26 protein-coding genes are annotated in these 22,668 nt (G+C 68.1%); 14 read left to right on the forward strand and 12 right to left on the reverse strand.

Going from position 1 to position 22,668, the window contains the following annotated elements:
- Positions 1-51: 51 nt before the first annotated feature.
- Positions 52-708 carry a PaaI family thioesterase gene (locus ACPCUW_RS26670; protein ID WP_030516247.1) on the reverse strand — a complete coding sequence of 219 codons (657 nt, stop codon included), beginning with the start codon at positions 706-708 and terminating at the stop codon, positions 52-54.
- Positions 709-850: 142 nt separating this feature from the next.
- Between ACPCUW_RS26670 and ACPCUW_RS26675 the strand changes: the two genes are divergently transcribed.
- The 8 genes from ACPCUW_RS26675 to ACPCUW_RS26710 all read left to right on the forward strand — a co-directional run bounded on the left by ACPCUW_RS26675 (position 851) and on the right by ACPCUW_RS26710 (position 7,646).
- Positions 851-1,753, forward strand: a complete 903-nt coding sequence (locus ACPCUW_RS26675) for a 1,4-dihydroxy-2-naphthoyl-CoA synthase (protein ID WP_174553946.1) — start codon at positions 851-853, stop codon at positions 1,751-1,753.
- 111 nt (positions 1,754-1,864) lie between these two features.
- Positions 1,865-2,260: a VOC family protein gene (locus ACPCUW_RS26680; protein WP_063015398.1), complete on the forward strand. Its 396-nt coding sequence runs from the start codon at positions 1,865-1,867 to the stop codon at positions 2,258-2,260.
- Between the two features lie 81 nt (positions 2,261-2,341).
- Positions 2,342-3,667, forward strand: a complete 1,326-nt coding sequence (locus ACPCUW_RS26685) for an inorganic phosphate transporter (protein WP_082940526.1) — start codon at positions 2,342-2,344, stop codon at positions 3,665-3,667.
- Complete coding sequence (locus ACPCUW_RS26690; RefSeq protein WP_063015400.1) at positions 3,667-3,945, forward strand: hypothetical protein; 279 nt, start codon at positions 3,667-3,669, stop codon at positions 3,943-3,945. Before ACPCUW_RS26685 ends, ACPCUW_RS26690 begins: the two co-directional genes overlap by 1 nt.
- 40 nt (positions 3,946-3,985) lie before the next feature.
- Entirely contained in the window at positions 3,986-4,336 is a 351-nt protein-coding gene (locus tag ACPCUW_RS26695; RefSeq protein WP_082857116.1) for a DUF3349 domain-containing protein, read from the forward strand.
- A gap of 103 nt (positions 4,337-4,439) precedes the next feature.
- Positions 4,440-5,573: an o-succinylbenzoate--CoA ligase gene (gene menE / locus ACPCUW_RS26700; protein WP_064907273.1), complete on the forward strand. Its 1,134-nt coding sequence runs from the start codon at positions 4,440-4,442 to the stop codon at positions 5,571-5,573.
- Positions 5,574-5,746: 173 nt separating this feature from the next.
- Positions 5,747-6,763: an ATP-binding cassette domain-containing protein gene (locus tag ACPCUW_RS26705; RefSeq protein WP_423427876.1), complete on the forward strand. Its 1,017-nt coding sequence runs from the start codon at positions 5,747-5,749 to the stop codon at positions 6,761-6,763.
- A gap of 43 nt (positions 6,764-6,806) precedes the next feature.
- The gene (locus ACPCUW_RS26710) at positions 6,807-7,646 is read left to right on the forward strand and encodes an ABC transporter permease (protein ID WP_063015402.1); all 840 of its coding nucleotides are present in this window, start codon (positions 6,807-6,809) and stop codon (positions 7,644-7,646) included.
- A gap of 101 nt (positions 7,647-7,747) precedes the next feature.
- Here ACPCUW_RS26710 and ACPCUW_RS26715 read toward each other — a convergent pair whose 3' ends face one another.
- Positions 7,748-11,098: an AfsR/SARP family transcriptional regulator gene (locus ACPCUW_RS26715; RefSeq protein ID WP_423427879.1), complete on the reverse strand. Its 3,351-nt coding sequence runs from the start codon at positions 11,096-11,098 to the stop codon at positions 7,748-7,750.
- 377 nt (positions 11,099-11,475) lie between these two features.
- Between ACPCUW_RS26715 and ACPCUW_RS26720 the strand changes: the two genes are divergently transcribed.
- A complete protein-coding gene (locus ACPCUW_RS26720; RefSeq protein ID WP_030516237.1) occupies positions 11,476-12,345 on the forward strand; it encodes a 1,4-dihydroxy-2-naphthoate polyprenyltransferase in 870 nt (289 codons plus the stop codon).
- Positions 12,346-12,365: 20 nt separating this feature from the next.
- Here the strand turns inward: ACPCUW_RS26720 and ACPCUW_RS26725 are convergent, their stop codons facing one another.
- The 5 genes from ACPCUW_RS26725 to ACPCUW_RS26745 form a co-directional block, all read right to left on the reverse strand.
- A complete protein-coding gene (locus ACPCUW_RS26725) occupies positions 12,366-12,755 on the reverse strand; it encodes a phage holin family protein (RefSeq protein WP_423427881.1) in 390 nt (129 codons plus the stop codon).
- 85 nt (positions 12,756-12,840) lie between these two features.
- Complete coding sequence (locus ACPCUW_RS26730) at positions 12,841-13,431, reverse strand: Clp protease N-terminal domain-containing protein (protein ID WP_063015403.1); 591 nt, start codon at positions 13,429-13,431, stop codon at positions 12,841-12,843.
- Positions 13,431-13,652, reverse strand: coding sequence for a helix-turn-helix domain-containing protein (locus ACPCUW_RS26735; RefSeq protein WP_030516234.1), 222 nt, complete (start codon positions 13,650-13,652; stop codon positions 13,431-13,433). The genes ACPCUW_RS26730 and ACPCUW_RS26735 overlap by 1 nt, the downstream gene beginning before the upstream one ends.
- Before the next feature lie 96 nt (positions 13,653-13,748).
- Positions 13,749-14,834, reverse strand: coding sequence for a PLP-dependent cysteine synthase family protein (locus tag ACPCUW_RS26740; RefSeq protein WP_423427884.1), 1,086 nt, complete (start codon positions 14,832-14,834; stop codon positions 13,749-13,751).
- A 158-nt stretch (positions 14,835-14,992) separates the two neighbouring features.
- Complete coding sequence (locus ACPCUW_RS26745) at positions 14,993-15,331, reverse strand: DUF4229 domain-containing protein (protein WP_030516232.1); 339 nt, start codon at positions 15,329-15,331, stop codon at positions 14,993-14,995.
- A 222-nt stretch (positions 15,332-15,553) separates the two neighbouring features.
- Between ACPCUW_RS26745 and ACPCUW_RS26750 the strand changes: the two genes are divergently transcribed.
- Both ACPCUW_RS26750 and ACPCUW_RS26755 read left to right on the forward strand, forming a co-directional pair.
- Positions 15,554-15,787 (forward strand): BldC family transcriptional regulator, encoded by a 234-nt coding sequence (locus tag ACPCUW_RS26750; protein ID WP_051025198.1) that lies wholly within the window; start codon positions 15,554-15,556, stop codon positions 15,785-15,787.
- Positions 15,788-15,869: 82 nt separating this feature from the next.
- Positions 15,870-16,073: a hypothetical protein gene (locus ACPCUW_RS26755; protein WP_063027011.1), complete on the forward strand. Its 204-nt coding sequence runs from the start codon at positions 15,870-15,872 to the stop codon at positions 16,071-16,073.
- A gap of 42 nt (positions 16,074-16,115) precedes the next feature.
- Here the strand turns inward: ACPCUW_RS26755 and dapA are convergent, their stop codons facing one another.
- Positions 16,116-16,994: a 4-hydroxy-tetrahydrodipicolinate synthase gene (gene dapA / locus ACPCUW_RS26760; RefSeq protein ID WP_423427886.1), complete on the reverse strand. Its 879-nt coding sequence runs from the start codon at positions 16,992-16,994 to the stop codon at positions 16,116-16,118.
- 71 nt (positions 16,995-17,065) lie between these two features.
- On the opposite strand from dapA, the gene ACPCUW_RS26765 reads away from it, so the two are divergent.
- Positions 17,066-17,962, forward strand: coding sequence for a LysR family transcriptional regulator (locus ACPCUW_RS26765; protein ID WP_423427888.1), 897 nt, complete (start codon positions 17,066-17,068; stop codon positions 17,960-17,962).
- A gap of 14 nt (positions 17,963-17,976) precedes the next feature.
- Here ACPCUW_RS26765 and ACPCUW_RS26770 read toward each other — a convergent pair whose 3' ends face one another.
- From ACPCUW_RS26770 to ACPCUW_RS26785, 4 genes are all read right to left on the reverse strand, one after another.
- Positions 17,977-18,624 (reverse strand): histone deacetylase, encoded by a 648-nt coding sequence (locus ACPCUW_RS26770; RefSeq protein WP_423427890.1) that lies wholly within the window; start codon positions 18,622-18,624, stop codon positions 17,977-17,979.
- Positions 18,625-18,710: 86 nt separating this feature from the next.
- Entirely contained in the window at positions 18,711-18,935 is a 225-nt protein-coding gene (locus tag ACPCUW_RS26775; RefSeq protein ID WP_423427892.1) for a lysophospholipid acyltransferase family protein, read from the reverse strand.
- A 21-nt stretch (positions 18,936-18,956) separates the two neighbouring features.
- Positions 18,957-19,394 carry a lysophospholipid acyltransferase family protein gene (locus tag ACPCUW_RS26780; RefSeq protein WP_423427894.1) on the reverse strand — a complete coding sequence of 146 codons (438 nt, stop codon included), beginning with the start codon at positions 19,392-19,394 and terminating at the stop codon, positions 18,957-18,959.
- A 124-nt stretch (positions 19,395-19,518) separates the two neighbouring features.
- A complete protein-coding gene (locus tag ACPCUW_RS26785; protein WP_423427896.1) occupies positions 19,519-20,352 on the reverse strand; it encodes a 2OG-Fe(II) oxygenase in 834 nt (277 codons plus the stop codon).
- A 347-nt stretch (positions 20,353-20,699) separates the two neighbouring features.
- Here ACPCUW_RS26785 and ACPCUW_RS26790 point away from each other — a divergent pair, with 347 nt between their 5' ends.
- Together ACPCUW_RS26790 and ACPCUW_RS26795 are read left to right on the forward strand one after the other, a co-directional pair.
- Complete coding sequence (locus tag ACPCUW_RS26790) at positions 20,700-21,578, forward strand: helix-turn-helix transcriptional regulator (protein WP_423427897.1); 879 nt, start codon at positions 20,700-20,702, stop codon at positions 21,576-21,578.
- Positions 21,579-21,617: 39 nt separating this feature from the next.
- Entirely contained in the window at positions 21,618-22,595 is a 978-nt protein-coding gene (locus ACPCUW_RS26795) for a quinone oxidoreductase family protein (RefSeq protein ID WP_423427898.1), read from the forward strand.
- Positions 22,596-22,668 lie beyond the last annotated feature (73 nt).

Consider the following 22,668-nt stretch of genomic DNA (forward strand, 5'->3'; position numbering starts at 1 on the left):
CGCGGGTAACTATACGCATCGGACGCACCGGACACACCGTCCTCTCGCCGACTACGGCTGCCAGGGCAGCAACTGCACCATGAGCCCTTCACAATCGGCGAGCAACGTTTCGGATTCGTCGCGCAGTCGCGCGGAGACGAAAGTCTTGCGCCCCTCCACCCGATCGACGGTCCCCTCGACCGTCAGGGGCGTCTCCAACGGGGTCACCTTGCGGTAGTTGACGTGCAGAAATGCGGTGCGGCTGATCGGCCGGCCCGCATAGTGCACGAGCGAGCCGAACAGATCGTCGAACAGCAGCGGCAGCACGCCGCCGTGCACGGCGTTGTTGCCGCCGAGGTGATATCGGCGGAATTCGCCGCGCATCCGGACACCGGTGGGACCGGCCTCGGTCATCACCCACGGCGGCAGCAGGAGGCTGCCGCGCCCCGGCAGCGCCGGCACGCGTCCCGACGGGCCCTGCAATTCCGGTGCGCGATAGGGCTCGAGCAGTTCGGCCAGCGCGTTGGCCTGAGCGAGGGCCTGCCCGAATACCTCGTCGGGACAGTCGACCGAGACGGTGAGGTCCTGGAGGGTGCGCATCGCCTCCAGGAACGGCGCGTAGTTCGCGCCGAGTTCGGCCTCCTCCACCTTGGGAAATCCGCCGTGCTTCTCGTACCGATCGGCGTCGACCGCACTGGTGTCGATCGCCGGTTCCGCGCGCTCACTCATACCTGCACGGTAACGCCAGTTCTTACACCGTCCAACCCAACCCGTCGGTAGCTCTCCGGTTACAGGACGAATCGGACGAACATCACATTGCCGACGGCCCGCCCCGGCGGGGGCGAACAGTCGGTGACGGGTGGGGTGCATGATGGCTCGGGTGACGTTCAATCCGAAACTCTGGGAGCCCGTCGCGGGTTTCGAGGACCTGACCGACATCACCTACCACCGGCACATCGAACAGGGCACCGTGCGCGTGGCCTTCGATCGTCCGGAGGTGCGCAATGCCTTCCGGCCGCACACCGTCGACGAGCTGTACCGCGCGCTCGACCACGCGCGGACGACGCCGGATGTCGGTGCGGTCCTGCTCACCGGGAACGGGCCCAGTCCCAAGGACGGCGGATGGGCGTTCTGCTCCGGCGGCGATCAGCGCATCCGCGGGCGCAGCGGATACCAGTACGCCGAGGGTGAGACCGCCGACACCGTCGACAAGGCCCGCGCCGGACGCCTGCACATCCTCGAGGTGCAGCGGCTGATCCGGTTCATGCCGAAGGTGGTCATCGCGCTGGTCAACGGCTGGGCGGCCGGTGGCGGGCACAGCCTGCACGTGGTCTGCGACCTGACCCTGGCCAGCCGGGAGCACGCCCGGTTCAAGCAGACCGACGCCGATGTGGGCAGCTTCGACGGCGGCTACGGCAGTGCCTACCTGGCGAAGATGGTCGGGCAGAAATTCGCCCGGGAGATCTTCTTCCTGGGCCGCCCCTACACCGCCGAGCAGATGCATCACATGGGTGCGGTGAACGCGGTCGTCGACCACGACCGGCTCGAGGACGAGGCGCTGGAGTGGACCGCCGACATCCTCGCGAAATCGCCGCAGGCGCAGCGCATGCTCAAGTACGCGTTCAACCTGACCGACGACGGCCTGGTGGGCCAGCAGCTGTTCGCCGGTGAGGCGACGCGCCTGGCCTACATGACCGACGAGGCGATCGAGGGCCGCGACGCGTTCCTGGAAAAGCGCGAGCCGGACTGGAGTCCCTACCCGTACTACTTCTGAGCGGCCTCCCGCCGACTCCGTGGCCGTCATTCGGTCACGGAGTCCGGCCGGATCGCGGCGGACCTCGCGAAGCCGCCTCTCGGCCCGAGGCGGTCCCTCTAGGCTCGATTCGTGGACATCCTCAGCAGTCGAATCATCCTGCGGCCGAGCGATTACGAACGCACGCTGGCGTTCTACCGAGACGGGCTGGAATTGGCGATCGCGCGGGAGTATCCGGGCGGCACGGTGTTCTTCGCCGGGCAGTCGCTGATCGAGGTGGCCGCGCACGGACGCGACGAGACGGCCCCCGCCGGCTTCGCGGGCGCGGTGTGGTTGCAGGTGCGCGACGCGAGCATCGCGGCCACGGAACTGGCGACCCGCGGCATCCCCATCGACCGGCCGCCGGTGCGCGAACCCTGGGGCCTGATCGAGATGTGGCTGCGCGACCCGGACGGTGTTCCGATCGTTCTGGTCGAGGTGCCCGCCGACCATCCGATGCGCCGCGACACCCGCAGGCCACCGGAATGACCCCGCCTTACCATCCCGGCCGGTCGGACATGTCGGGAACCTGGCCATCGCGTTAACGGATCGATAACGCACACTGGAGGCGTGACCGCCGAACTGTTCGTTCTGCTCATCGTCGTCGTCACGGCTCTCGTTTTCGACTTCACCAACGGCTTCCACGACACCGCCAACGCCATGGCGACCTCGATCGCCACCGGCGCCCTGCGCCCGCGCGCCGCGGTGCTGCTGTCGGGCGGGCTGAATCTGATCGGCGCCTTCCTCAGTGTCGAGGTGGCCGCCACCGTCGCCGAGGGCATCGTGCGACTGGACGAGGTGGGCGGCGCGGACCTGCTCGCCATCGTCTTCGCCGGGCTCGTCGGCGGAATCCTGTGGAATCTGCTCACCTGGCTCTTCGGCCTGCCCTCCAGCTCCTCACACGCCCTGTTCGGCGGTTTGATCGGCGCCACCATCGCCGCGCTCGGCTGGAGCGGGGTGATCTGGTCGGCCGGGCAGAAGGGCGTGCTCACCAAGATCATCGTGCCCGCGGTGCTGGCGCCCGTGGTCGCGGCACTGGTCGCCTCGATCGGCACCTGGCTGGTGTACCGGATCACCCGCAGCAGTGATCAGCGGATCGTGAACCGCAGTTTCCGATGGGGCCAGATCGGCTCGGCCTCGTTGGTGTCGCTGGCTCACGGCACCAACGACGCGCAGAAGACCATGGGCATCATCTTCCTGGCGCTGATCGCGTACGGGTCGGCGCAACCCAGCGACCCGCTGCCGCTGTGGGTGATCGTGGCCTGTGCGGTGGCCATCGCCGCCGGCACCTCGCTGGGCGGCTGGCGCATCATCCGAACCCTCGGCAAGGGTCTGGTCGACATCACCCCGCCGCAGGGCCTGGCGGCCGAATCCACCAGTGCCGCGATCATTCTCACCTCGGCGCATTTCGGGTTGCCGCTGTCGACCACGCAGACGGTGACGGGCGCCATCCTGGGTACCGGCATGGGCCGCCCGGGCGCCGAGGTGCGCTGGTCGGTGCTCGGGCGCATGGTGGTGGCCTGGGTGTTCACCCTGCCGCTGGCCGGGCTGGCGGGTGCGATCTGCTGGGCGCTGGCGCATCTGATCGGCGGACTGCCCGGCGTGCTGGTCGTCTTCGCTCTGCTGATCGCGACGGCCGGCCTGATCTACCTGCGCTCGCGCCGGACCCCGGTGCACGCCGCGAACGTGAACGAGCAGTGGACGAGCCTGCCGGGGGCCGACGGCACCGGACCGGCCGTCGAATCCCGGTCCGCCGCTCCCGAGCAGACCGTGGGTACCCCCGATTCGGGGCCCGCCGATTCGGGGCCCACCGGTTCGGGCGCCGCGGACTCCGGTGACACGACCTCCCCCTCCGGCGACTCACGCGCCGCCCATCGCGCCGCAAGGAACTTCTGATGCAGACCCTGATCGACGATCTGACCGAGCTGTGGCGAGTGACCGCCGCCGCCTTGATCTTCGGGGCCGGATTGCCGGCGATCTTCGCGCTCGGGGTGCGGCTGCATTCGATCGCGGGAGATGCGCCACAACCGGATTCCACCCGCCGGCGCGCGGCTGCGGCCTGCGCGGGGTTGTGTTATTCGGTGGTATTGCTGACCGTCATCGCCGGAGTGTTGTTCGTTGCCAGAGGTTTTCTGGCCGCCCGACTCGGCATCCATCTGTTCGGTCAGGGCTGAGCTGCCGCGAGGCGCCGCCCCGATCGTCGAAAGGACATACGTGACCACCGAATCCGCATCGCCACAGCAACCCGAATCGAACGAGGCCGCGCCGTCGGTTCTGCAGAAGGTGCTGGGCTGGCTGCGCGCCGGATATCCGCAGGGTGTGCCCCAATCCGACTATGTCGCGCTGCTGGCCGTCCTGCATCGCCGGCTCACCGACTACGAGGTGCATCTGGTGGTCGAGGAGCTGGTGCGCGAACGCGCCGGCGACGACGAGATCGCCCAGGAGGAGATCGAGGCGGCGATCGCCCGAGTTGCCAAGGAGCTGCCGGGCGAGGACGATATCGCTCGAGTGGCATCGCACCTGGCAGCGGGTGGTTGGCCGCTGGCGACACCGACGTCGGACTGACCTTCTCCCCTTATTCAGCGAAGGAAGTGCGGACCCGTTCACGGGTCATCGACCTCGACATGACACGATCGCGAACGTGAGCACCACCCTGCGGACCCTCCCCATGCCCACCGGAGCCGCGGTGGGTGACATCTTGCCGCATCTGCGGGAAGCCTTGGAGGGCAACGGTCCGGCGTGGCTGCCGATCCCCACCGGCGATCGCCGGGAATCCCATCGACTCTCCAGCGCACTGCGCCCGGGTGAGGAGATCGACGACGACGTCGCCCTCGTGGTCACCACCTCCGGCACCACCGGCGTCCCCAAGGGCGCGATGCTCACTTCGGCCGCCCTGCGCGCCAGCGGCGATGCCACCCACGAGCGGCTCGGCGGTCCGGGCCAGTGGCTGCTGGCGCTGCCCACCCATCACATCGCCGGAGTGCAGGTGCTGTTGCGCAGCATCCAGGCGGGCACCGAACCGGTGGTGCTGGACGTCTCGGGTGGTTTCCTACCCGGCGGGCTGGCGACGGCGGTGTCCGGTATGACCGCGCCCCGGCGCTACACCTCACTGGTGCCGACCCAGCTCATCAAGGCACTCGACGATCCGGTCGGCGCACAGGCGCTCGCGGCGCTGGACGCGGTACTGGTCGGCGGCGCCGCGACACCGCAGCCGGTACTCGACCGGGCCCGCGCGGCCGGCATCAACGTGGTCCGCACCTACGGCATGAGCGAGACCTGCGGTGGCTGCGTCTACGAGGGCGTGCCGCTGGCGGGTGCGAAGGTGCGCATCGAGGACGGACGGGTACTGCTCGGCGGGACCATGCTGGCCAAGGGCTATCGCGGCATCCCCGACCACCCGGCGTTCGCCGAACCCGGTTGGTTCCGCACCGAGGACGCCGGCACCTTCGACAACGGCGTGCTGACCATCACCGGGCGCCTGGACGAGGCCATCATGACCGGTGGCCTGCTGGTGATCCCGCAGGTCGTCGAGGCCGTGCTCGCCACCCACCCGGCGATCAACGAGGCCGTGGTGCTGGGTCTGCCCGATCCGCGGCTGGGTCAACGGGTGGCGGTGGCGGTGGTGCCCAATCCGGGCACGACCCCCACGCTGGACGAATTGCGCGCACATGTGGTTGCTGAGCTCGACCCGATCGCCGCCCCGCGGGAGCTGGCGATCCTCGACGAGATCCCGATGCGCGGCCCCGGCAAGCCGAATCGCGTGAAGCTGCGCGAACACCTGCTGGAGCAGGCGACCCACTGACCGTGCCGCGGTGACACCGATCACCGCGTCGCAGCTCTGATCAACGCTTCCACCTGCGATGATGCCGCCACTTGCGTGGGCGGTGCGATATGCAAGCGGCCCGCGATCGCCCTTGCGCGACCGTGCAACAGCGGTGCAAGACGGGTGCAAGTCGGCCCCCGCACAGTTGTGGCATGACTTCTTACGCACCTGCTGATGCACTCGCCATCGAGGCGGACGGGCTGGTCAAGGTCTTCGGGGAGCAGCGGGCCGTCGACGGCGTGAGCCTGGCGGTGCCGCAGGGCGCCGTCTACGGCGTGCTCGGCCCGAACGGGGCCGGCAAGACCACCACCATCCGCATGCTCGCCACCCTGCTGCGCCCCGACGGCGGCCGGGCCCGGATCTTCGGCCACGACGTCGTGGCCGAACCCACCGCGGTCCGTTCGCTGATCGGGGTCACCGGCCAGTACGCCTCGGTCGACGAAAAGCTCAGCGCCACCGAGAACCTGATCATCTTCTCCCGGCTGCTCGGGCTGAGCCGGTCGCAGGCCAAGCGCCGCGCGGCCGAACTGCTCGAGGAATTCGGGCTCACCGAGGCGGCGACCAAGGCACTCGAGAACTTCTCCGGCGGTATGCGCCGGCGCCTGGATCTGGCCGCCAGCCTGATCGCGACGCCGCCGCTGCTGTTCCTCGACGAGCCGACCACCGGCCTGGATCCGCGCACCCGGGCGCAGATGTGGGAGACCATCCGCCGGCTCGTGCGCGAGGGCGCCACGGTGCTGCTCACCACGCAGTATCTGGACGAGGCCGACCAGCTCGCCGACCGCATCGCAGTGATCGACCACGGCAGGGTGATCGCCGACGGCACCTCCGACGAACTCAAGGGTTCGGTCGGGCAGTCCGCGCTGCAGATCACCGTCGCCGACCGCGACGCCATCGAACGCGCCCGCACCCTGATCGGCGAATTCCTCTCCCGCGCCGACGGCAAGCTGGTCGAGGCGAGCATCTCGCCCGAGGCCGGTCGCGTCACCGCCCCGCTCAGCGATCCGAGCGTGACCGCGGATCTGTTGATCCGGTTGCGCGACAACGATATCCGCGTCGACGAGATCACCGTCAGCAAGCCCAGCCTGGACGAGGTGTTCTTCGCCCTCACCGGCCACGCCGCCGAATCCGACGACGCCGATACCGATGCCGAGGGCACCGCGGCATGAGACCGGCCCCCGCCACGTTCCCCACTCCCCCGAAGGACATATCGTGACCACCACACTTCCCGCCCCCGCAACCGGCCGGCACGCCGCGCGCGCCGCGATTCCCGTTGCCAGCAACCGCATTTCACTGCGCCAGACCGTCGAGAACTCGCTCACCATGGCGTATCGCGGCATCCTCAAGATCAAGCACAATCCGGAACAGCTGTTCGACGTCACCGTGCAGCCGATCCTGTTCACCGCCCTGTTCGCCTACATCTTCGGCGGCGCCATCGGCGGCAGCGTGCAGGCCTACCTACCGGTGCTGATTCCGGGCATCCTGGTCCAGACGGTCGTGCTCACCTCGGTCGTCACCGGCACCCAGCTGCGTGAGGATATGGACAAGGGCGTCTTCGACCGCTTCAAATCCCTTCCCATCGCCCGCGTTTCGGCACTGGCGGGCGCGCTGATCGCCGATATGGTGCGCTACGGCATCGCCACCGTCCTCACCATCGTGGTCGGCCTGATCCTGGGCTACCGGCCCGAGGGTGGCGTCGTCGGCGTGGTCGTCGCCGGTCTGGTCGTGGTGTTCTGCTCGTTTGCGGTCAGCTGGATCTGGGCGCTGGTCGGTGTCACCGGTAAGAGCGCCGCCTCGGTCCAGGGCATCTCGATGATGATCATGTTCCCGCTGACCTTCATGTCCGGAGCGTTCGCTCTGGTCAGCACCATGCCCGGCTGGATGCAGGGCATCAACAAGGCCAATCCCGTGTACTACATGGTGAATTCGTGCCGCGAGCTGATGAACGGCAACGTCTACAGCAGCAACCTGGCGTGGTGCCTGATCGGCTCGGCGGTCGTGATCGCGATCTTCGCCCCGCTGGCCATCCGGGCCTACATGCGCCGGGCGTGATCGAATCCACCGCCACACTGTCCGCCGGTCGCGAAGGTGACCGGCGGACAGTGCTGTGGGTAGCCGTCGCCACCTCCCGCGGAGATCGCGCGACCGCCGCCTCAGGCGCCGAACAGAGTTTCCAGTTCCGGCAGCATCGCGAGGATGCGCTGTGCGGCCGAACGGCGGTTGAGACTCGAGACCACATCCTGTCCGGCATCGATCATCTCCGTACCGACGGTGGCCCGCGCCAGATCCAGATGCCGATTCCAGCGCATCGACGAATAGTCCTGGCGGCCGACAACTTTCATCGCCAGCGCCAACAGCGTCGCGCCGGTTTCCGGATCGGTTCCGGTCCGGACCAGATAGGAACCGAGCGCACCGGCGGCGCCGCCGATCTGCGGAAGGTCGATGAACTGGGTGAGCCGTTCCCGCGCCACCCTGGCCACCTGACCGGGCAACTCCGGCACCTCGTGCACGGCGTCGTGGAGAATGTGGGCGTCGAGCACGGCGCTGGCGACGATGATGTCCCCCGGCCCCGGACCGGCCCCGGCATACGGCCAGTTGAACAGTTGCAGGCTGCGCCGGAACGTGCGCAGACCGCGCTCGATATCACCTTCCGCCAGTTCGAGTTCCGCCATCCCGGCTACGACGGCACCCTTGCGGTGGTTCGGTTGCGTCACCGGTTCGTCCAATCCGACGCCGTCGTCGATGACGCCCAGCGCGTGTTCGAGTTCCCGCCGCGCATCGGCCAGCTGTCCGGCGCCGACCATGGAGACCGCGAGGAAGCTGCGCAGTTCCACACTCTCCTCGAAGCAGCGCAACTCCTGCATCAGCTCCACCGCGCGCTGGTAGTAGCCCACGGCCTCGTTGTACCGCGCCGCCTGCGAGGCCATCTGCCCGAGATGCTGGGAGCACATCGCGGTGCCCCAGACATCGCGTCCCTCGAGCAATGCGAGAGCCTCGCGCGCATCGCGGATCGACCCGGCGGTATAGCTGGCGTTCTCGCGCATATTGGCGCGCAGCAGGAAGGCGAGCGCACGGACGAGGTCGTCGCCGGAGCGGGTGCCCGCCGCCATCAAACGCACGCCGTAGGCGACATCGATTCGCGCGCAGAGCATGTCACCGAGATACCGGATGCCGGGCGTGAGATCGGCGGTGGCGAGCACGCGGCGGGCCCGGGAGCGGATCACCGCGAGGGGCCGCACTCCGGGCTCGCCGAAGGCCAGATGCATCGCCAGGAATACGTAGCTCTGCAATTCCAGATCGGCCTCGATCCGAGTGCGCGGCCCCTCGGGCGGCGGCACCGGCACGATGCGGGGCGCCCAGCTCATCAGCTCCATATGCGCGCCACGCATCACCCAGAGCATGGCGACGGGCGCGAAAACCGAGAACACCGTACGGGAATCGGCATTCTCCACGGCATGGCGCAGCACCGCCAGCAGGTTGTCGAGTTCGGCGGCCAGCGACAGCACCGTGCGGACCTGATCCGGCCCGTCGTAGTTCAGTGCCGTGTGGTGCGCGAATTGCCGTGCCCAGCAGCACATCCGATCCATCACCAGATCGGCCTCGCCGGTCGCGAGCAGCTGCTCCTCACCGAATTCCCGCACCGTCTCGAGCATGCGGTAGCGAGTGGCTACCATCTCGTCGTCGGCCAGCACGGTGAGTAGCGACTGGCTCACCAGCCCGTCCACAGCGGCCACGGCGTCGATCGAATCCGGGCCCGCGACCACGGATTCGGCTGCTTCCAAGGAGAATCCGGCGGGAAAGCGGCACAGCCGCCGCAACGCCAGCCGCTGTTCGGGCTCGAGCAGATTCCAGCTCCACTCGATCACCGCGTGCAGGGTGCGGTGGCGTTCGGGTGAGCTGCGGTCACCGGAACGCAGCAGGGCGAAGCGGTGTTCGAGCCGGCTCTCGATCTCCTCCACGCTCATGGTCCGCACCCGGGCCGCGGCCAGTTCGATGGCCAGCGGCAGCCCGTCCAGGGTGCGGCACAAGCGCGCGACGACCGCCGGATCCAGCCTCGCCGAGGGTCGCACCGCCCGCGCCCGGCTGACGAACAGCTCGGTGGCCGGCGAGCCCTGCGCGTCGATCGCCAACGGCGGCAACGGATATACCGTCTCGGCGGTGATCGCCAGCGGCGCCCGGCTGGTGGTCACCACCGTCAGATGTTCACAACTGCCGACCAGGTCGGCGACCACCTCGGCGGCCGCGTCGATGAGATGTTCACAGTTGTCCAGGATCAACAGGACGGGACGCAGCGACAGCGCCTCCCGCAACCGGCGCCGGCCGTCGATGGCCTGGTTGCGGCGCAACACATTCGCTTCGCGGGAGTATTCGTTGACACCGAGGACCGCACCGATGGCCGCCTCGATCTCCGCGCACGTCGCGGCGTGGCGCTCACCGGGGTCGCCGTCGGAAGCGGCACGCAGCGAGGCCAATTCGACCAGCGCCACCGCCTGCTTGCCCGCGATCCGCGTGCCCAGCTCGTTGGCGACGCGAGTCTTGCCGGTGCCGCCCGGACCGAGCACGGTGGTCACCCGGAACTCCTGGACGAGCTTCTCCAGTGCCACCAGATCGCCGTCGCGGCCGAGCAGCGGATTGGGGGCAGCGCGCAGGCCGAGCGCCGTATTCGGTGGCGCGGCAGCGGTTTCCGGGTGCCCGTACGGTTCCGATGACAGCGCGTGCTGGGCGGTGGACACCCGCTGTGTCGCGGAGGTGGCCTGCCCCGATTGCGGCTGCACCGCCGGATGGTCGCCGCGCAGAATCGCGGTGTTCAACGCCACGAGCGCCGGACCGGGGTCCGCACCCAATTCCTCACCCAGTCGCGTCCGCAGTCCGGCGAAGACCTCCAGGGCCTCGTTCGCGCGTCCGTCGCCGGCCAGCAAGCGCATCAGGGTGGCATGCGCGGGCTCGTCGAGCGGTTCGGCCGCGGCCGCCCGCCGCGCCACCCGCAACGCACCGCCGAGATCGCCGGCGGCCTCCCGTGCCGCCAGTTCCACGGTGTCCAGCGCCGACCAGCGCGCGGCCGCGAATTCGTGCAGCTCGTCGGCGACGGGACCGGGCGGCAGATCAGCGCCGGGTTCGCCCCGCCACAGCGCGCGTGCCCGCTGCACCAGGCCGAGGCATCCGGCGGTATCGCCGCGCTCGAACCGCAGCTGCGCCTCCCGTTCCAGGCCGCGGGCCAGGCTCAGGTCGACCTGCTCCTCGGTCAGCAGCAGCCGATACCCCGCCGGGCCGATTTCCAGTGCCCCCTCCGGCAAGACGGATCGCAATCTCGATACCTGCGTATGCAGGGCGTTCATCGGTGCGCGCGGCGGCTGCTCGCCCCAGACGTCGTCGATCAGCGCCTGGGCGCTGCGGCTGCGGCCGGGATGCACCGCCAGTGCGGCGATCAGCAATCGCGCCCGGGCGCCGGGCACCGCGACGAGATCCGCGTCACGGCGCAGCGCGACCTCCCCCAGAAGCGCCACGCGAACGCCCGTCTCGGGCAGCCTTTCGTCCCGGCCGCTGCTGTCCGGTCGGGTGTGCGTCGTCCCAGCATCCGGACGGGCGGAGTGCGATGTCGACCCGGAGCCGCTGTGATCAGGAAACATGCCGTCGCAATCGTATGTGACCGGTCGAATGAATATCGGGCGCTGCGCCGGGGCCGACCGCTCCCCGGGCCGCGTCACGTCGTGCAGTTTACTCCGATATATCGTAATAATGTTATCGACAGGGTCCGGCAGTGACACTGCGCTGCCGCCTCCGGGCTACCACCATTAGGCTGTGTCGATTCTGCCCAATGGTGAAGCCCTCCGTGGTGACACTGCGCTGCCGCCTCCGGGCTACCACCATTAGGCTGCCGGATATGGCTAGTGCAGCACAATGGCTCGAAGGCGCCCGCCCGCGGACGCTGCCCAATGCGATCGCCCCGGTCCTCGTCGGCACCGGCGCGGCCGCGTCGCTGGACGCCGCGGTGTGGTGGAAGGCCCTGTTGAGCCTGCTGGTTTCGCTGGCTCTGATCATCGGCGTCAACTACGCCAACGACTATTCCGACGGCATTCGCGGCACCGACGACGAGCGCGTGGGCCCGCTGCGACTGGTCGGTTCCGGTCTGGCGAGTCCGGCCGCGGTGCGCGGCGCGGCGATCGCCTGCCTGAGCGTGGGCGCGATCTTCGGGTTGATCCTGGTGATCACCACCGCGTGGTGGCTGCTGCTGATCGGCGCGGCCTGCCTGGCCGGCGCCTGGTTCTACACAGGCGGCAGTAAACCCTACGGCTACAGCGGTTTCGGTGAGATCGCCGTCTTCGTCTTCTTCGGCTTGGTCGCGGTGCTGGGCACCGAATTCGTCCAGGCCGAACGGCTCGACTGGGCCGGACTGGTCGGCGCGATCGCGGTCGGCGCGTTCTCCAGCGCGGTGCTGGTCACCAACAACCTGCGCGACATCCCCACCGATTCGGTGACCGGCAAGACCACCCTCGCCGTCAAACTGGGCGACACCCGCACCCGCACACTGCATCTGGTGCTGATGGTGGTGCCGTTCGTGGCCTCGCTGCTGCTGGTGCTGCGCACCCCGTGGGCCCTGGTGGGCCTGCTGGCGATACCGCTCGCCGTCCGATCCAACGCCCCGGTGCGCGGTGGGCAGCAGGGACCGGGATTGATCCCCTCACTGCGCGATACCGGTTTGGCGATGCTGGGCTGGTCCCTGCTCACCGCACTGGCGCTCGGCCTCGGCTGACGAACGGCCGCACCGCAGCGTCAGTCCCGGCCGCCCTCGGGAACCAAGACGCCGAGCACCCAGTTGACGAGGGTCACGATGACGGCACCGAAGACCGCCGCCCAGAAGCCGTCGACCCTCAGCCCGTAATCGGTGGTTTCGGTGATCTTGGCGGTCAGCCACAGCATGAGGGCGTTGATCACCAGCAGGAACAGCCCCAGCGTGACGATCACCAGCGGTAGCGACAGCAATTTCACGATCGGCTTGACCAGCGCGTTGACCAGTCCGAAGACGATCGCGACGCAGACCACGACGAGAATCTTGCCGCCGGTGCCCGCATCGGGCGGATCCTTCAATTCGATACCGCCGACCCAGGCCGCCGCGAGCCAGATCGCGAGGGCGTTGATCGCCAAACGGAGCAGAAGTGCCATGCCGCAATGCTAACGGCGGACGGGGCGGGTTACCGGTCACGCGCTGCGACCCCTCCCCGCCCCTGACGACGGGTGCGCTCGCCCCTCACGCCGCGCGGTCGAGCATCTCCTGGACCGCGCCGCGCACGCGTTCCATCCCTTCGTTCCCGCCCAGCAGTTCTCGCGTGGCCGGGTTGGGCGCGCGCAGGATGCCGAGCAGTACGTGCCCCGCCTCGATGCGATCGTCACCGCGGGAGATCGCCTCGCGCAGTGACAATTCCAGCGTCTTCTTGGCCTCGCGGGTGAAAGGGATGTGACCGAAGCTCATTCCGCCGCCGAACCGGAAACGCCCGCGGCCCTTGTCCGGAACCGGCACGGCCTCGTCGAAGGCGCCCTCGCCGAAGGTGGCCTGCACACTGTCTCGCACCGCGTCCAGATCGATGCCGATCGACTTCAACGCGGCCGCGTCCTCCTCACCCAGCGGTTCCTCCGTCCGCACCCGGCTCGGCAGCGCGCGCCGAATCGCTTCGGCGGTGATGCCGTTGTCCTCCAGCACTTGTCGCAGCTGGTCGTCGGCGCAGGTCGCGAGCCCCAGCAGCAGATGTTCGACATCGATACTGGGCGAACGCAATTCACGCGCTTCCTCCTGCGCGTCCACGACGGCGGAGCGCGCCGCCTTGGCAAATCTCTCGAACATCAGCGGATTCCGCCTTTCCGGTTGTACTTCTGATGGACCGCCTGCCGACTGACCTCGAGCGCCTCGGCGATGGCTTGCCAGGACCAGCCCTGCTTACGGGCATTGGCCACCTGGATCGCCTCGAGCCGCTCGAGCAATCGCCGCAGCGCGAGCACCGCCCGCAGCCCGACCTGGGGGTCGGGACTGCCCGCGGCGGCCGCCAGCGTTGTCGCTTCACTCATGTACGTCAATTTACGTTGACATCACGGGTGCGTCAACCAAAATTGACATCGGGTCATGTTCACCTACGGCGAACGGTGAGGAAGCGATTCCGCGGCTCAGGCGGTCCAGATACCCGTGGCGGTGAATTCGTCGAGAATCGCGTGCGAATCGGTGAGGTCCAGCCCCTGCCCCGCGACCCACTCGTCGTTGAAATACGTTCCGGCATAACGGTCCCCGCCGTCGCACAGCAGCGTCACCACGCTGCCCTCGCGGCCGGCGGCGATCATCTCGGCGACGAGGGCGAACGCACCCCACAGATTGGTTCCGGTGGAGCCGCCCACCCGCCTGCCGAGCACGTCACTGGCGTGGCGGCAGGCGGCGATCGAGGCGGCGTCGGGTACCTCGATCATCCGGTCGACCACATCGCCGATGAACGAAGGTTCCACCCGCGGGCGGCCGATTCCCTCGATCCGCGACGGCATACCGGTCTGATATCCCGAGTCGGCGACCTCGTATCCGCCGTAGAACGCCGAATTCTCCGGATCGACCACGGCCAGCCGGGTGGCGTGGCGCCGGTAGCGGATATACCGGCCGATGGTCGCACTGGTACCGCCGGTACCCGCACCGACCACCACCCAGTCCGGCACCGGGTGGGTCTCCAAAATCATTTGCTGATAGATGGATTCGGCGATGTTGTTGTTACCGCGCCAGTCGGTGGCCCGTTCGGCATAGGTGAACTGGTCCATGTAGTGGCCGTCGGACTCGGCGGCCAGGCGCACGGCCTCGGCGTAGATATCGGGCGCGCGCTCGACGAAATGGCATCGGCCGCCCTGCGCCTCGATCAGGGCGATCTTCTCGGGCGAGGTCTTCGTCGGCACCACCGACACGAAGTCCAGGCCGAGCAGTTTCGCGAAATAGGCCTCGCTGATCGCCGTCGATCCCGAGGACGCCTCGACGATGGTCGTCCCCTCGCGCACCCAGCCGTTGCAGATCGCGTAGAGAAACAGCGAACGCGCCAGCCGATGTTTCAAGCTGCCGGTCGGATGTGTGGACTCGTCCTTGAGATACAACCGCACACCCCACTCGGGCGGCAGCGGATACCGCAGCAGGTGGGTGTCGGCGCTGCGCTGCGCATCGGCCTCGATCAGCCGCACCGCATTGTCGACCCACTCCCGCGAAGTACTGCGATCGCAGTACTTCACCGCGGTACCCGCTCGCTCACTGCGCCTCCCGTGCCATGCGGGACACCCGCACCCGATCGGCGCAGCGAGCCGCTACGCGATTGTCGCTCACTGCGCCTCCCGTGCCATGCGGGACACCCGCACCCGATCGGCGCAGCGAGCCGCTACGCGATTGTCGCTCACTGCGCCTCCTCGCCGCGCAGGCGAGCTCGCAGGTTCGCTTTGTCGTTGCGGCGCTTCTCGTCGACCGCCGCGATGTCCTCGTTCACGCGCGCCCGCAGCCGCTTGAACAGCACCAGCGACAGCGGCATCGCCACGACCAACGCGAACAGCAGCGCGACGATCAGCGGGATGTCGACGTTCACCACGTGCGCCACCACCAGGATGATGGCGGCGATCACGGCGACCAGAGCCAGCCGGGCCAGGGTGTACAGCGCCAGATTGCGCGCGAGCCGCCGACCCGCCGAGGCCGGGGCCCGATCGCTCGCGGCGTCGTCGGATCGGGATGCTTCACTCACACGACCAGGGTAGGCGACGCCGCCACACCCGTTCCGACCTGCCCGGGTACCACCGAATTCGATCGCCGGATATTCGCCGAGGCAACAAACCCAGCCGTACGTATATCCGTTTTGTCTATTACTTCCCCTTTACCAACGTTAGATCGTTCGAACACCTGGGGGTCCGGGTGCAACGATGTCGCTATCTGATGAGGGATCTGTCGATTACGGAAAGGTTTGCGAATGACTGCGATCACCGCGGCGAGCCGCACGTTGGGTTCCGTCAACGGCCAGGAGGCCCTCCTGACCCCGGGCCAGGTGGCGGCGCTGTTCCACGTCGATCCGAAAACGGTCACTCGATGGGCACATGCCGGGCGGCTGGGTTCGCTGCGCACCCCGGGCGGACATCGCCGTTTCCGTGAGTCCGAAGTAATGCAGCTGCTGAAGTCGCTGACCACCGAGGCAACCCGCCCCTGAGCCGACAGGACCGCCCATTCCGGCGGTCACAGTGCGACAGGTACGCGCACGGGATTACCCTCGATGTCAGGAGGTGAGCGACGTGGCGTACCTGTTGGCACTCATCGCGGTCGTGGCTGTCGCGGTGCTGTGCTGGAAAGCGTTCGGACCGGAGCATGCGCCCCGGATCGGCATCGGACGAGGACCCGAGAAGAGACGTCGAGTCGTGGGTCCCGATGACGATCCCGAATTCCTGTGGCGGATCTCCCGCCAACATCGCGACGGCGATTCCGGCTCGGATCACTGACGCGCATATCGGTCACCTCGGGTGATGGGCCCTGAGGCGGGCTCAGCCGATGGGGCCGGCTGCGGCCAGCGCCGCCGAGACCGAATCGGCGCACGCGGGCAGTAGCGGCAGGCGCACGTGCGCGCTCGGTATCCGGCCCTGCGCCGCGAGCACCCCTTTCACCACGGTCGGATTGGCCTCGGCAAACAGTGCCCGCGCCAGCTCGACCAACCGGTTGCCGATTTTGCGCGCCGCCTCGATCCGTCCGTCCCGCCAGGCCGCGATCAACTCCGCATAGGCCGCGGGCGCCACATTCGAGCAGGTCAGAATGGCCCCCTGGGCGCCCATCGCCAGCAGCGGCGCCGCGTACAGATCGTCGCCGCACAACACCGTCGTCCGGTCGCCGACCGCAGCCAGCCACGCGACCGTGGTCTCGTCGACGACGCCGACGGCGTGTTTGAAGCCCGCGACATTCGGCAGTTCGGCCAGTTCCGTCAAGATTTCCGTATCGAGCGGCCGGCCCGTGCGATGTGGGACGTTGTAGATCAGCAGCGGCACCGGGCTTCGCTGCGCGAGCCGCCGGAAGTGTTCCACCACGCCGCGCTGCGAGGGTTTCGTGTAGTACGGCACCACCGTCAGCGCCGCCGAGACGCGCTCGTCCAGCGCGGCCAACGCGTGTTCGGAATCGGCGGTCGAATTCGAGCCGGTACCCACGATCAGCGGCACGTCACGCTCGGCGCAGACCTGGGCGCAGATGTCGACCACCCGGGCCTTCTCCTCCGCCGTCAGGGTGACCGGCTCACCGGTGGTACCCAGGGCGACGAGGCCGGAGGCGCCCGCATCGAGGACCTCGTGCGCGAGCCGGGCCAGTGCGTCGCAGGCCAGCTCGCCGTCCGCCGTGAACGGCGTGACGAGTGGAACGAAGAGACCGCTGAACGTCATGCCACCTACCCTCGTCGAGGCGTTGATTCAGGTCCAGTTCACAAATCTTCTTTCGAGCTTAAGCTGAACTTATGCTCGATGTTCGCCGCCTACGGCTGCTGCGGGAGTTGGCCCATCGCCGGACGATTGCTGCGGTCGCCGAGGCCATGTCCTACACCCCGTCGGCGGTATCCCAGCAGCTCACCGCGCTGGAACGCGAGGCAGGAGTCACGCTACTGGAACGCAGCGGTCGCCGCGTCACCCTCACCGCGGCGGCGTGCCGCCTCGTGGAACACACCGAAGCGGTCCTCGCGATTCTCGAAGAGGCGGAGGCCGAACTGGCTACCGCCGAGCTCACCGGCGCTTTGCACATCGGCGCCTTCCCCACCGCCGTGCAGCGGATACTGCCGCATGCGCTGGTCTCGCTCAGCCGGGCTCATCCGCGCTTGGAACTGCATGTGACGGAACTCGATCCGGCAGCCGTGCCCGCGGCACTGCGTGCCGGCACCCTGGATATCGCGCTCATCCAGGAATACGACTACGTGCCCGCCGAACCGGAGCCCGGCCTGGACACCGAACCGTTCCTGGAGGAACCGGTCTATCTGGCCGCCCGCACCACCCAGCCGCTGTCCGCCTACCGCGATGCGGCATGGATCTCCGGGACACCCGGAACCCTCTGCCACACCATGACCGTAAGAGCTTGCGAGGCAGCGGGTTTCGTTCCCCATATCCGCCACCGCTCCGACGATTTCGGCACCGTCCTCGCCCTGGTCGCCGCCGGGCAGGGTGTCGCGTTCATCCCCCAGCTCGCGATTCCCCTCCATCCCGAAACCGACACCACCCCGGTCGAATTGACCCCGCTCCCCATTCGCCGCCGCACCCGGATCGCCTACCGCGCCGGCACCCGCACCCATCCCACGATCTCCGCCGCCCGCACCGCGCTGCACGCCACCACCGGAACGATCCCCCCGGTGGAAGATCTCACCTGAAGCCGGCCGTCACGTCAGAGGCTCCGGCCGTCCACCACACCGCGGAGTTCTTCCGGCTCCCAGAAATCCCGCACGCCCGGAAGTTCGGACAGGTAGCGCAGGATGCGGTCCGGCGGCCAGCCGTGGGATTCGCCGAGACCGCCGGCCAGCATGCCGAGGTACCGCGCGGACGGTTTGGTCAGGTCGCTGGTCAGCGGGCTGCCCGGGGAGGTGAAGGTCAGGACCGGAATGCCATCCACGTCGTCGACGTGCCACAGGGTTTCGTAGCGGCCGTCGCCGAGTTGGACGTAGCCCCGGCGAACCACCTCGGACGGATCGAAGTCGGGGCCGTCCCCGGGCTGGCGGTGCATCTCCTGGGCCATCAGATCGCTGAACTGCCCGACGGTCAACAGGTAACCACGCGCGGCCGCGCCGGCCGGCCAGTCCGAAGGTGGACGGTGGGCGTAGAACGCGACGCCACCGCTCCACACCGGGCTCTGCCCGGCGAAATAGACGCAGCCGGGCAGTGAGAGCGGCCGGTTCCGCGCGGGCGGCGTGGGATCCCGGAAACCCCCGTAGAGACGCGGGGTGCCCGGCGGGTTGCCGCCCGCCCGGTAGTAGGTGAACCGCTTCTCGAACAAATTGGATCCGTAAGCGGCGTACCAGACGAGTTCCGCGGTCATCGGAGCTCGTTTCCTTCCGGAGTGCGCACATGCCCGACCCTACGGGAGGACACTGCCGGGCCGTCGGGATCTGCCGGCCGCCGAGCTCATTCCCGCAGGTCCTCGATGCGCCGGCGCAAGTGATCGAGTAATTTCTCCGGATCGTCGAATTCCGCGGGATCGATGGGCGTGCCGAAGCGGATACGCACCCGCTGGCGGCGGTCGAACGCGGGGCCGTCGCCGCGGGTGCGGCGCATCGGCAGCACTCGATCGGTCCCCGTAGTGCCCACCGGAATGATCGGAACTCCGGTCGCCAGCGCCAGTTTCGCCACTCCCGGTTTGTACGGTTCACTCTAGCCCGGTGCGACCAGTCGCCCTTCCGGATAGATGATCAGCACGCCGCCGTGCCGCAGAATCTGTTCCGCCTGCGCCATCGCCGACTGCCCGGACGCACTGTCGCGCCGCACCACCGGAATATGCCCCAGGCGCCGCACCAGCCACCCGACCACCGGCCACGACCACAGCTCGGCCATCGCGATGGCAATTGCCCTGCGCCGCAACGCTCCCCACAGGAACACCGCGTCCAGCATCGAGATGTGATTGCTCGCCACGATCACCGGCCCCGACTTCGGCACCAGCTCTCGCCCCGTCACGGTGACGCGCACGAGATTCGACCACGCCAGCGTGCGCAGAATTCGCCGCACGAACTGCGTGGTGAGCCATGCCCGCTTCCCCAGCCCCTTGGGCCGACGCCCGGATTGCCCGCGCCGACGCCCGGATTGCCCGTTCATTTCCACCCCCCTGATTCCAACGAACGGAGTCGATTCTCCCACGCGCCACCGACATGTTCGGGCCCCGCTGTCGTGCGCCGGCGGGGACCGGCTACCGGGAATGTGTGCGCGATCAATTCGCATCTCAACCAGAATAGGGGTAGCGGCGCATCCACTTGGTCATGATCCATTTTTCGCCGGCGAGGACCGGCGCTCCGGCGTGCTTTGTGACCGGGTCGAGCTGTCCGATGTTATTGAAGTATCGGAAATAGACGGCATTGCCTTTGCGCGGGGAAATCGAAATGTCCGCCTCGGGAAAGACAGTTTCCCCGCCGCGTTCGACGTCATTGAGATACACCAGAAGTGTCGCCGTGCGCTGTCCGCCGCGAACGAGATGAGCGGCATGCCCCGGTTGGTCCGGTGGAAAGTAGTCGAAATGGGGACGGTACTCGCCCCCGGCCCCGTACCGCAAAATTTGCAGTCCCTCACCGTTTTCCAATGGGCAGTTCATCAGGGCGGAGATCCGCCGATCGAGTCGGTCGATCAACGGGTTCTCGGACAACGTGAAATATGTGCCTTCGCTGGAGCGATTCTTGATTGTCTCCGCATGCCCGGTTTCGGGGTCGACGATCGTGGACCGTTGCAATTTGCCTTGGGACAGCTCGATCACCTGATCGCATTCCTCGGCGGAGAGCACATTGCCGAACAGAATCAGCTGCGGCCGCTCCACCCTCAACACGGAGTAGATCTCGCGGTCGTGCGCGTGAACAATTGGATCCGGCGAAACGGGACACGTGTCGTACTCGTAGGACGAATAGCCCGGGGCCTCTCCCGCCAGCATTGCACGCACCGCCGCCGAGGCCACATCCTTGTCGAATCCGCCCCTGACCATCGATTCGACTACCGATTCGACAGAACAACCCCGTGCGAGATTTACCTGAAGCCAATTCCGCCACGAAGCATCCATTGCCACCGTCACATTTACAGAGTTTATGCAATGACACCATCGGGCCGACCTTCCACTGCTGGGAATTTCACAGTGGTATCGAAGAAATGCCGCGAGGCCCGATACACATGCCTGCCCATTTCGATCGGACGCCCGGAATCATAAGGCGACCCGCCGCATGGTGAGCAACGGCGCGTTGGTGCGCTCGTCCAGCAGTTGCGCCTCGGCCCGGGTGGCACTGCGCCGCACCGATCCGCTGCCGCGCCAGGGCGATGTAAATTCCCTTGGCCCGCAGGCATTCACAGAATGCGTGCAGTTCGAGCTGATCGGGTGCGGGGGCGAACTCGGCGGGCTCCGCCGCCCGTCTCTATCGTGAACGGGTGAGTATCAGCGCGAACGATGATCCGCGCGGCACGAGTGCACGGGATCGGCGGCGGGCGGAGCTGCGCGACTATCTGCGCAGCCGCCGGGAACGGCTCACGCCCGCCGAGGTGGGCGTGCCAGAGGCCGGGCGGCGGCGCACTCCCGGGTTGCGGCGCGAAGAGGTCGCCGTGCTGGCCGGGGTCGGCGTGTCCTGGTACACGTGGCTCGAGCAGGGGCGCGATATCAAGGTCTCGGGAGAGGTGCTCGACGCGGTGGCCCGCGCGCTGCTGCTCGACGAGGCCGAGCGCGCACATCTGTATCGCCTCTCCGGTCTCAATCCGCCGCAGCGTGCGGCCGCGCCGTCGGTTCCGGCGTCTCCGCAGATGCAGGCCCTGCTCGACGCATGGGCTCCGCGCCCGGGATACATCAGGGACCGGCACTGGAATTTCACCGCCGTCAACGATGCCGCGCGCCGCGTATTCGGTTACGGCGACACCGATCACAACTGCCTGGTGTCCTACTTCACCAATGCCCGCTACCGCGTCCTGCATCAGCAGTGGTCGGAGAATGCGCCGGGCGTGGCAGCCGGCTTCCGCGCCGACTCCGCCCGCTATCCCGACGATCCCGAATTCGACCGCATCGCAACCGATCTCGCCCAGGTCAGCCCGGAGTTCGCCGAACTGTGGGCGCGCCACGACGCCGCCGAACACAGCGTCGCGGTGAAGGCCGTCGAACATCCCGACGTGGGCTTGCTGATCTTCGACGCCACGCTGTTCCCGGTACCCCACCACCCCGGCCACCACCTGATCCTGCACAACCCGCGCCCCGGCACCGACACCGCCGAACGCCTGGAACGGCTGTTGCAGCCTGGTGGTGCCACACCCAGGATGAGCTGACACTGCCTCCTCGACTTCCGCGCGCCGAGGATCGTTGTCATGAGCACTACACAGATGCAGGCGATCACCATCCCCGAATTCGGTCCCGCGGAGGTGCTGCGGCCGGCCACCGTCGACATCCCGGAACCCGGTCCCGGCCAGGTTTCCATCGACGTCGCCTATGCGGGAGCCAACTTCGCCGAGGTGCTGTATCGGCAGGGCGTCGTCGGTGTGCCGTTGCCGTTCGTGCCGGGTATCGAGGTTTCGGGCCGGATCCGCGCGGTCGGCCCGGATGTGACGGACCTGACGGTCGGCCGGCAGGTCGCGGCGCTGACCATCGTCGACAGCGGCGGTTACGCCGAGGTGGTCGTCACCTCCGCGGCGTTGGTCGCACCGCTGGACGGCCTCGACCTGAGCCTGGATCTCGCGGCGGCGCTGCCGTCCAACAGCACCACCGCCTTTCTCGTCCTCGACCGCGTGGCGCGCATCGAACCCGGCGAGAGTGTGCTGGTGCACGCGGCAGCGGGCGGCGTCGGCAGCCAACTCGGCCAGGCCGCGCGATTGCTCGGCGCGGGCCGGGTGGTCGGCACCGTCGGCAGCGCCGAGAAGATCGAGGTAGCCAGATCTTTCGGCTATGACGAGGTGATCCTGCGCGAGGACATCTCCGGTGCAGGGGAATTCGACATCGTGGTCGATATGGTCGGTGGCCCGGCCCGCCGCGCGAGCCTGGACCGGCTTCGTCCGCTGGGCCGAATGATCGTGATGGGCAACGCGTCCGGCGCCGAGGACGTCGGAGTTTCGACGAACGAGCTGTGGTTCACCAACAAGACGGTCTCCGGATTCAATCTCGCCGCCTTCGCCGCCGCCTACCCCGCCGAAGCGGGCGCCGCCCTGCGGCGGGCAGTCGAAGCAGCCGCTCGTGGCGCACTTCGCGTCCAGGTCGAGTCCCTGCGGTTCGAGCAGGTTGTCGAGGCTCACCGTCGCCTCGAATCAGGAACGAGCACAGGCAAGTTGGTGTTGGCGACGGCGAAAGGATGACGGCCGCGGCCGGGATGCGCTCCCGTTTGCGGCCTCGGCGCCCGGGTACTGCTGAGAAGCCGCACACCGGAAT

The sequence above is a fragment of the Nocardia sp. AB354 genome, from assembly GCF_049538315.1.
Lineage (GTDB): Bacteria > Actinomycetota > Actinomycetes > Mycobacteriales > Mycobacteriaceae > Nocardia > Nocardia nova.

Coding starts and splice junctions, on each gene's coding strand:
- ACPCUW_RS26670 (WP_030516247.1), bottom strand. CDS start 708: ATGAGTGAGCGCGCGGAACCGGCGATCGACACCAGTGCGGTCGACGCC.
- ACPCUW_RS26770 (WP_423427890.1), bottom strand. CDS start 18,624: ATGACCGCGGAACTCGTCTGGTACGCCGCTTACGGATCCAATTTGTTC.
- ACPCUW_RS26795 (WP_423427898.1), top strand. CDS start 21,618: ATGAGCACTACACAGATGCAGGCGATCACCATCCCCGAATTCGGTCCC.
- ACPCUW_RS26750 (WP_051025198.1), top strand. CDS start 15,554: ATGACTGCGATCACCGCGGCGAGCCGCACGTTGGGTTCCGTCAACGGC.
- ACPCUW_RS26765 (WP_423427888.1), top strand. CDS start 17,066: ATGCTCGATGTTCGCCGCCTACGGCTGCTGCGGGAGTTGGCCCATCGC.
- ACPCUW_RS26780 (WP_423427894.1), bottom strand. CDS start 19,394: ATGAACGGGCAATCCGGGCGTCGGCGCGGGCAATCCGGGCGTCGGCCC.
- ACPCUW_RS26720 (WP_030516237.1), top strand. CDS start 11,476: ATGGCTAGTGCAGCACAATGGCTCGAAGGCGCCCGCCCGCGGACGCTG.
- ACPCUW_RS26725 (WP_423427881.1), bottom strand. CDS start 12,755: ATGGCACTTCTGCTCCGTTTGGCGATCAACGCCCTCGCGATCTGGCTC.
- ACPCUW_RS26705 (WP_423427876.1), top strand. CDS start 5,747: ATGACTTCTTACGCACCTGCTGATGCACTCGCCATCGAGGCGGACGGG.
- ACPCUW_RS26690 (WP_063015400.1), top strand. CDS start 3,667: ATGCAGACCCTGATCGACGATCTGACCGAGCTGTGGCGAGTGACCGCC.
- ACPCUW_RS26730 (WP_063015403.1), bottom strand. CDS start 13,431: ATGTTCGAGAGATTTGCCAAGGCGGCGCGCTCCGCCGTCGTGGACGCG.
- dapA (WP_423427886.1), bottom strand. CDS start 16,994: ATGACGTTCAGCGGTCTCTTCGTTCCACTCGTCACGCCGTTCACGGCG.
- ACPCUW_RS26735 (WP_030516234.1), bottom strand. CDS start 13,652: ATGAGTGAAGCGACAACGCTGGCGGCCGCCGCGGGCAGTCCCGACCCC.
- ACPCUW_RS26675 (WP_174553946.1), top strand. CDS start 851: ATGGCTCGGGTGACGTTCAATCCGAAACTCTGGGAGCCCGTCGCGGGT.
- menE (WP_064907273.1), top strand. CDS start 4,440: ATGCCCACCGGAGCCGCGGTGGGTGACATCTTGCCGCATCTGCGGGAA.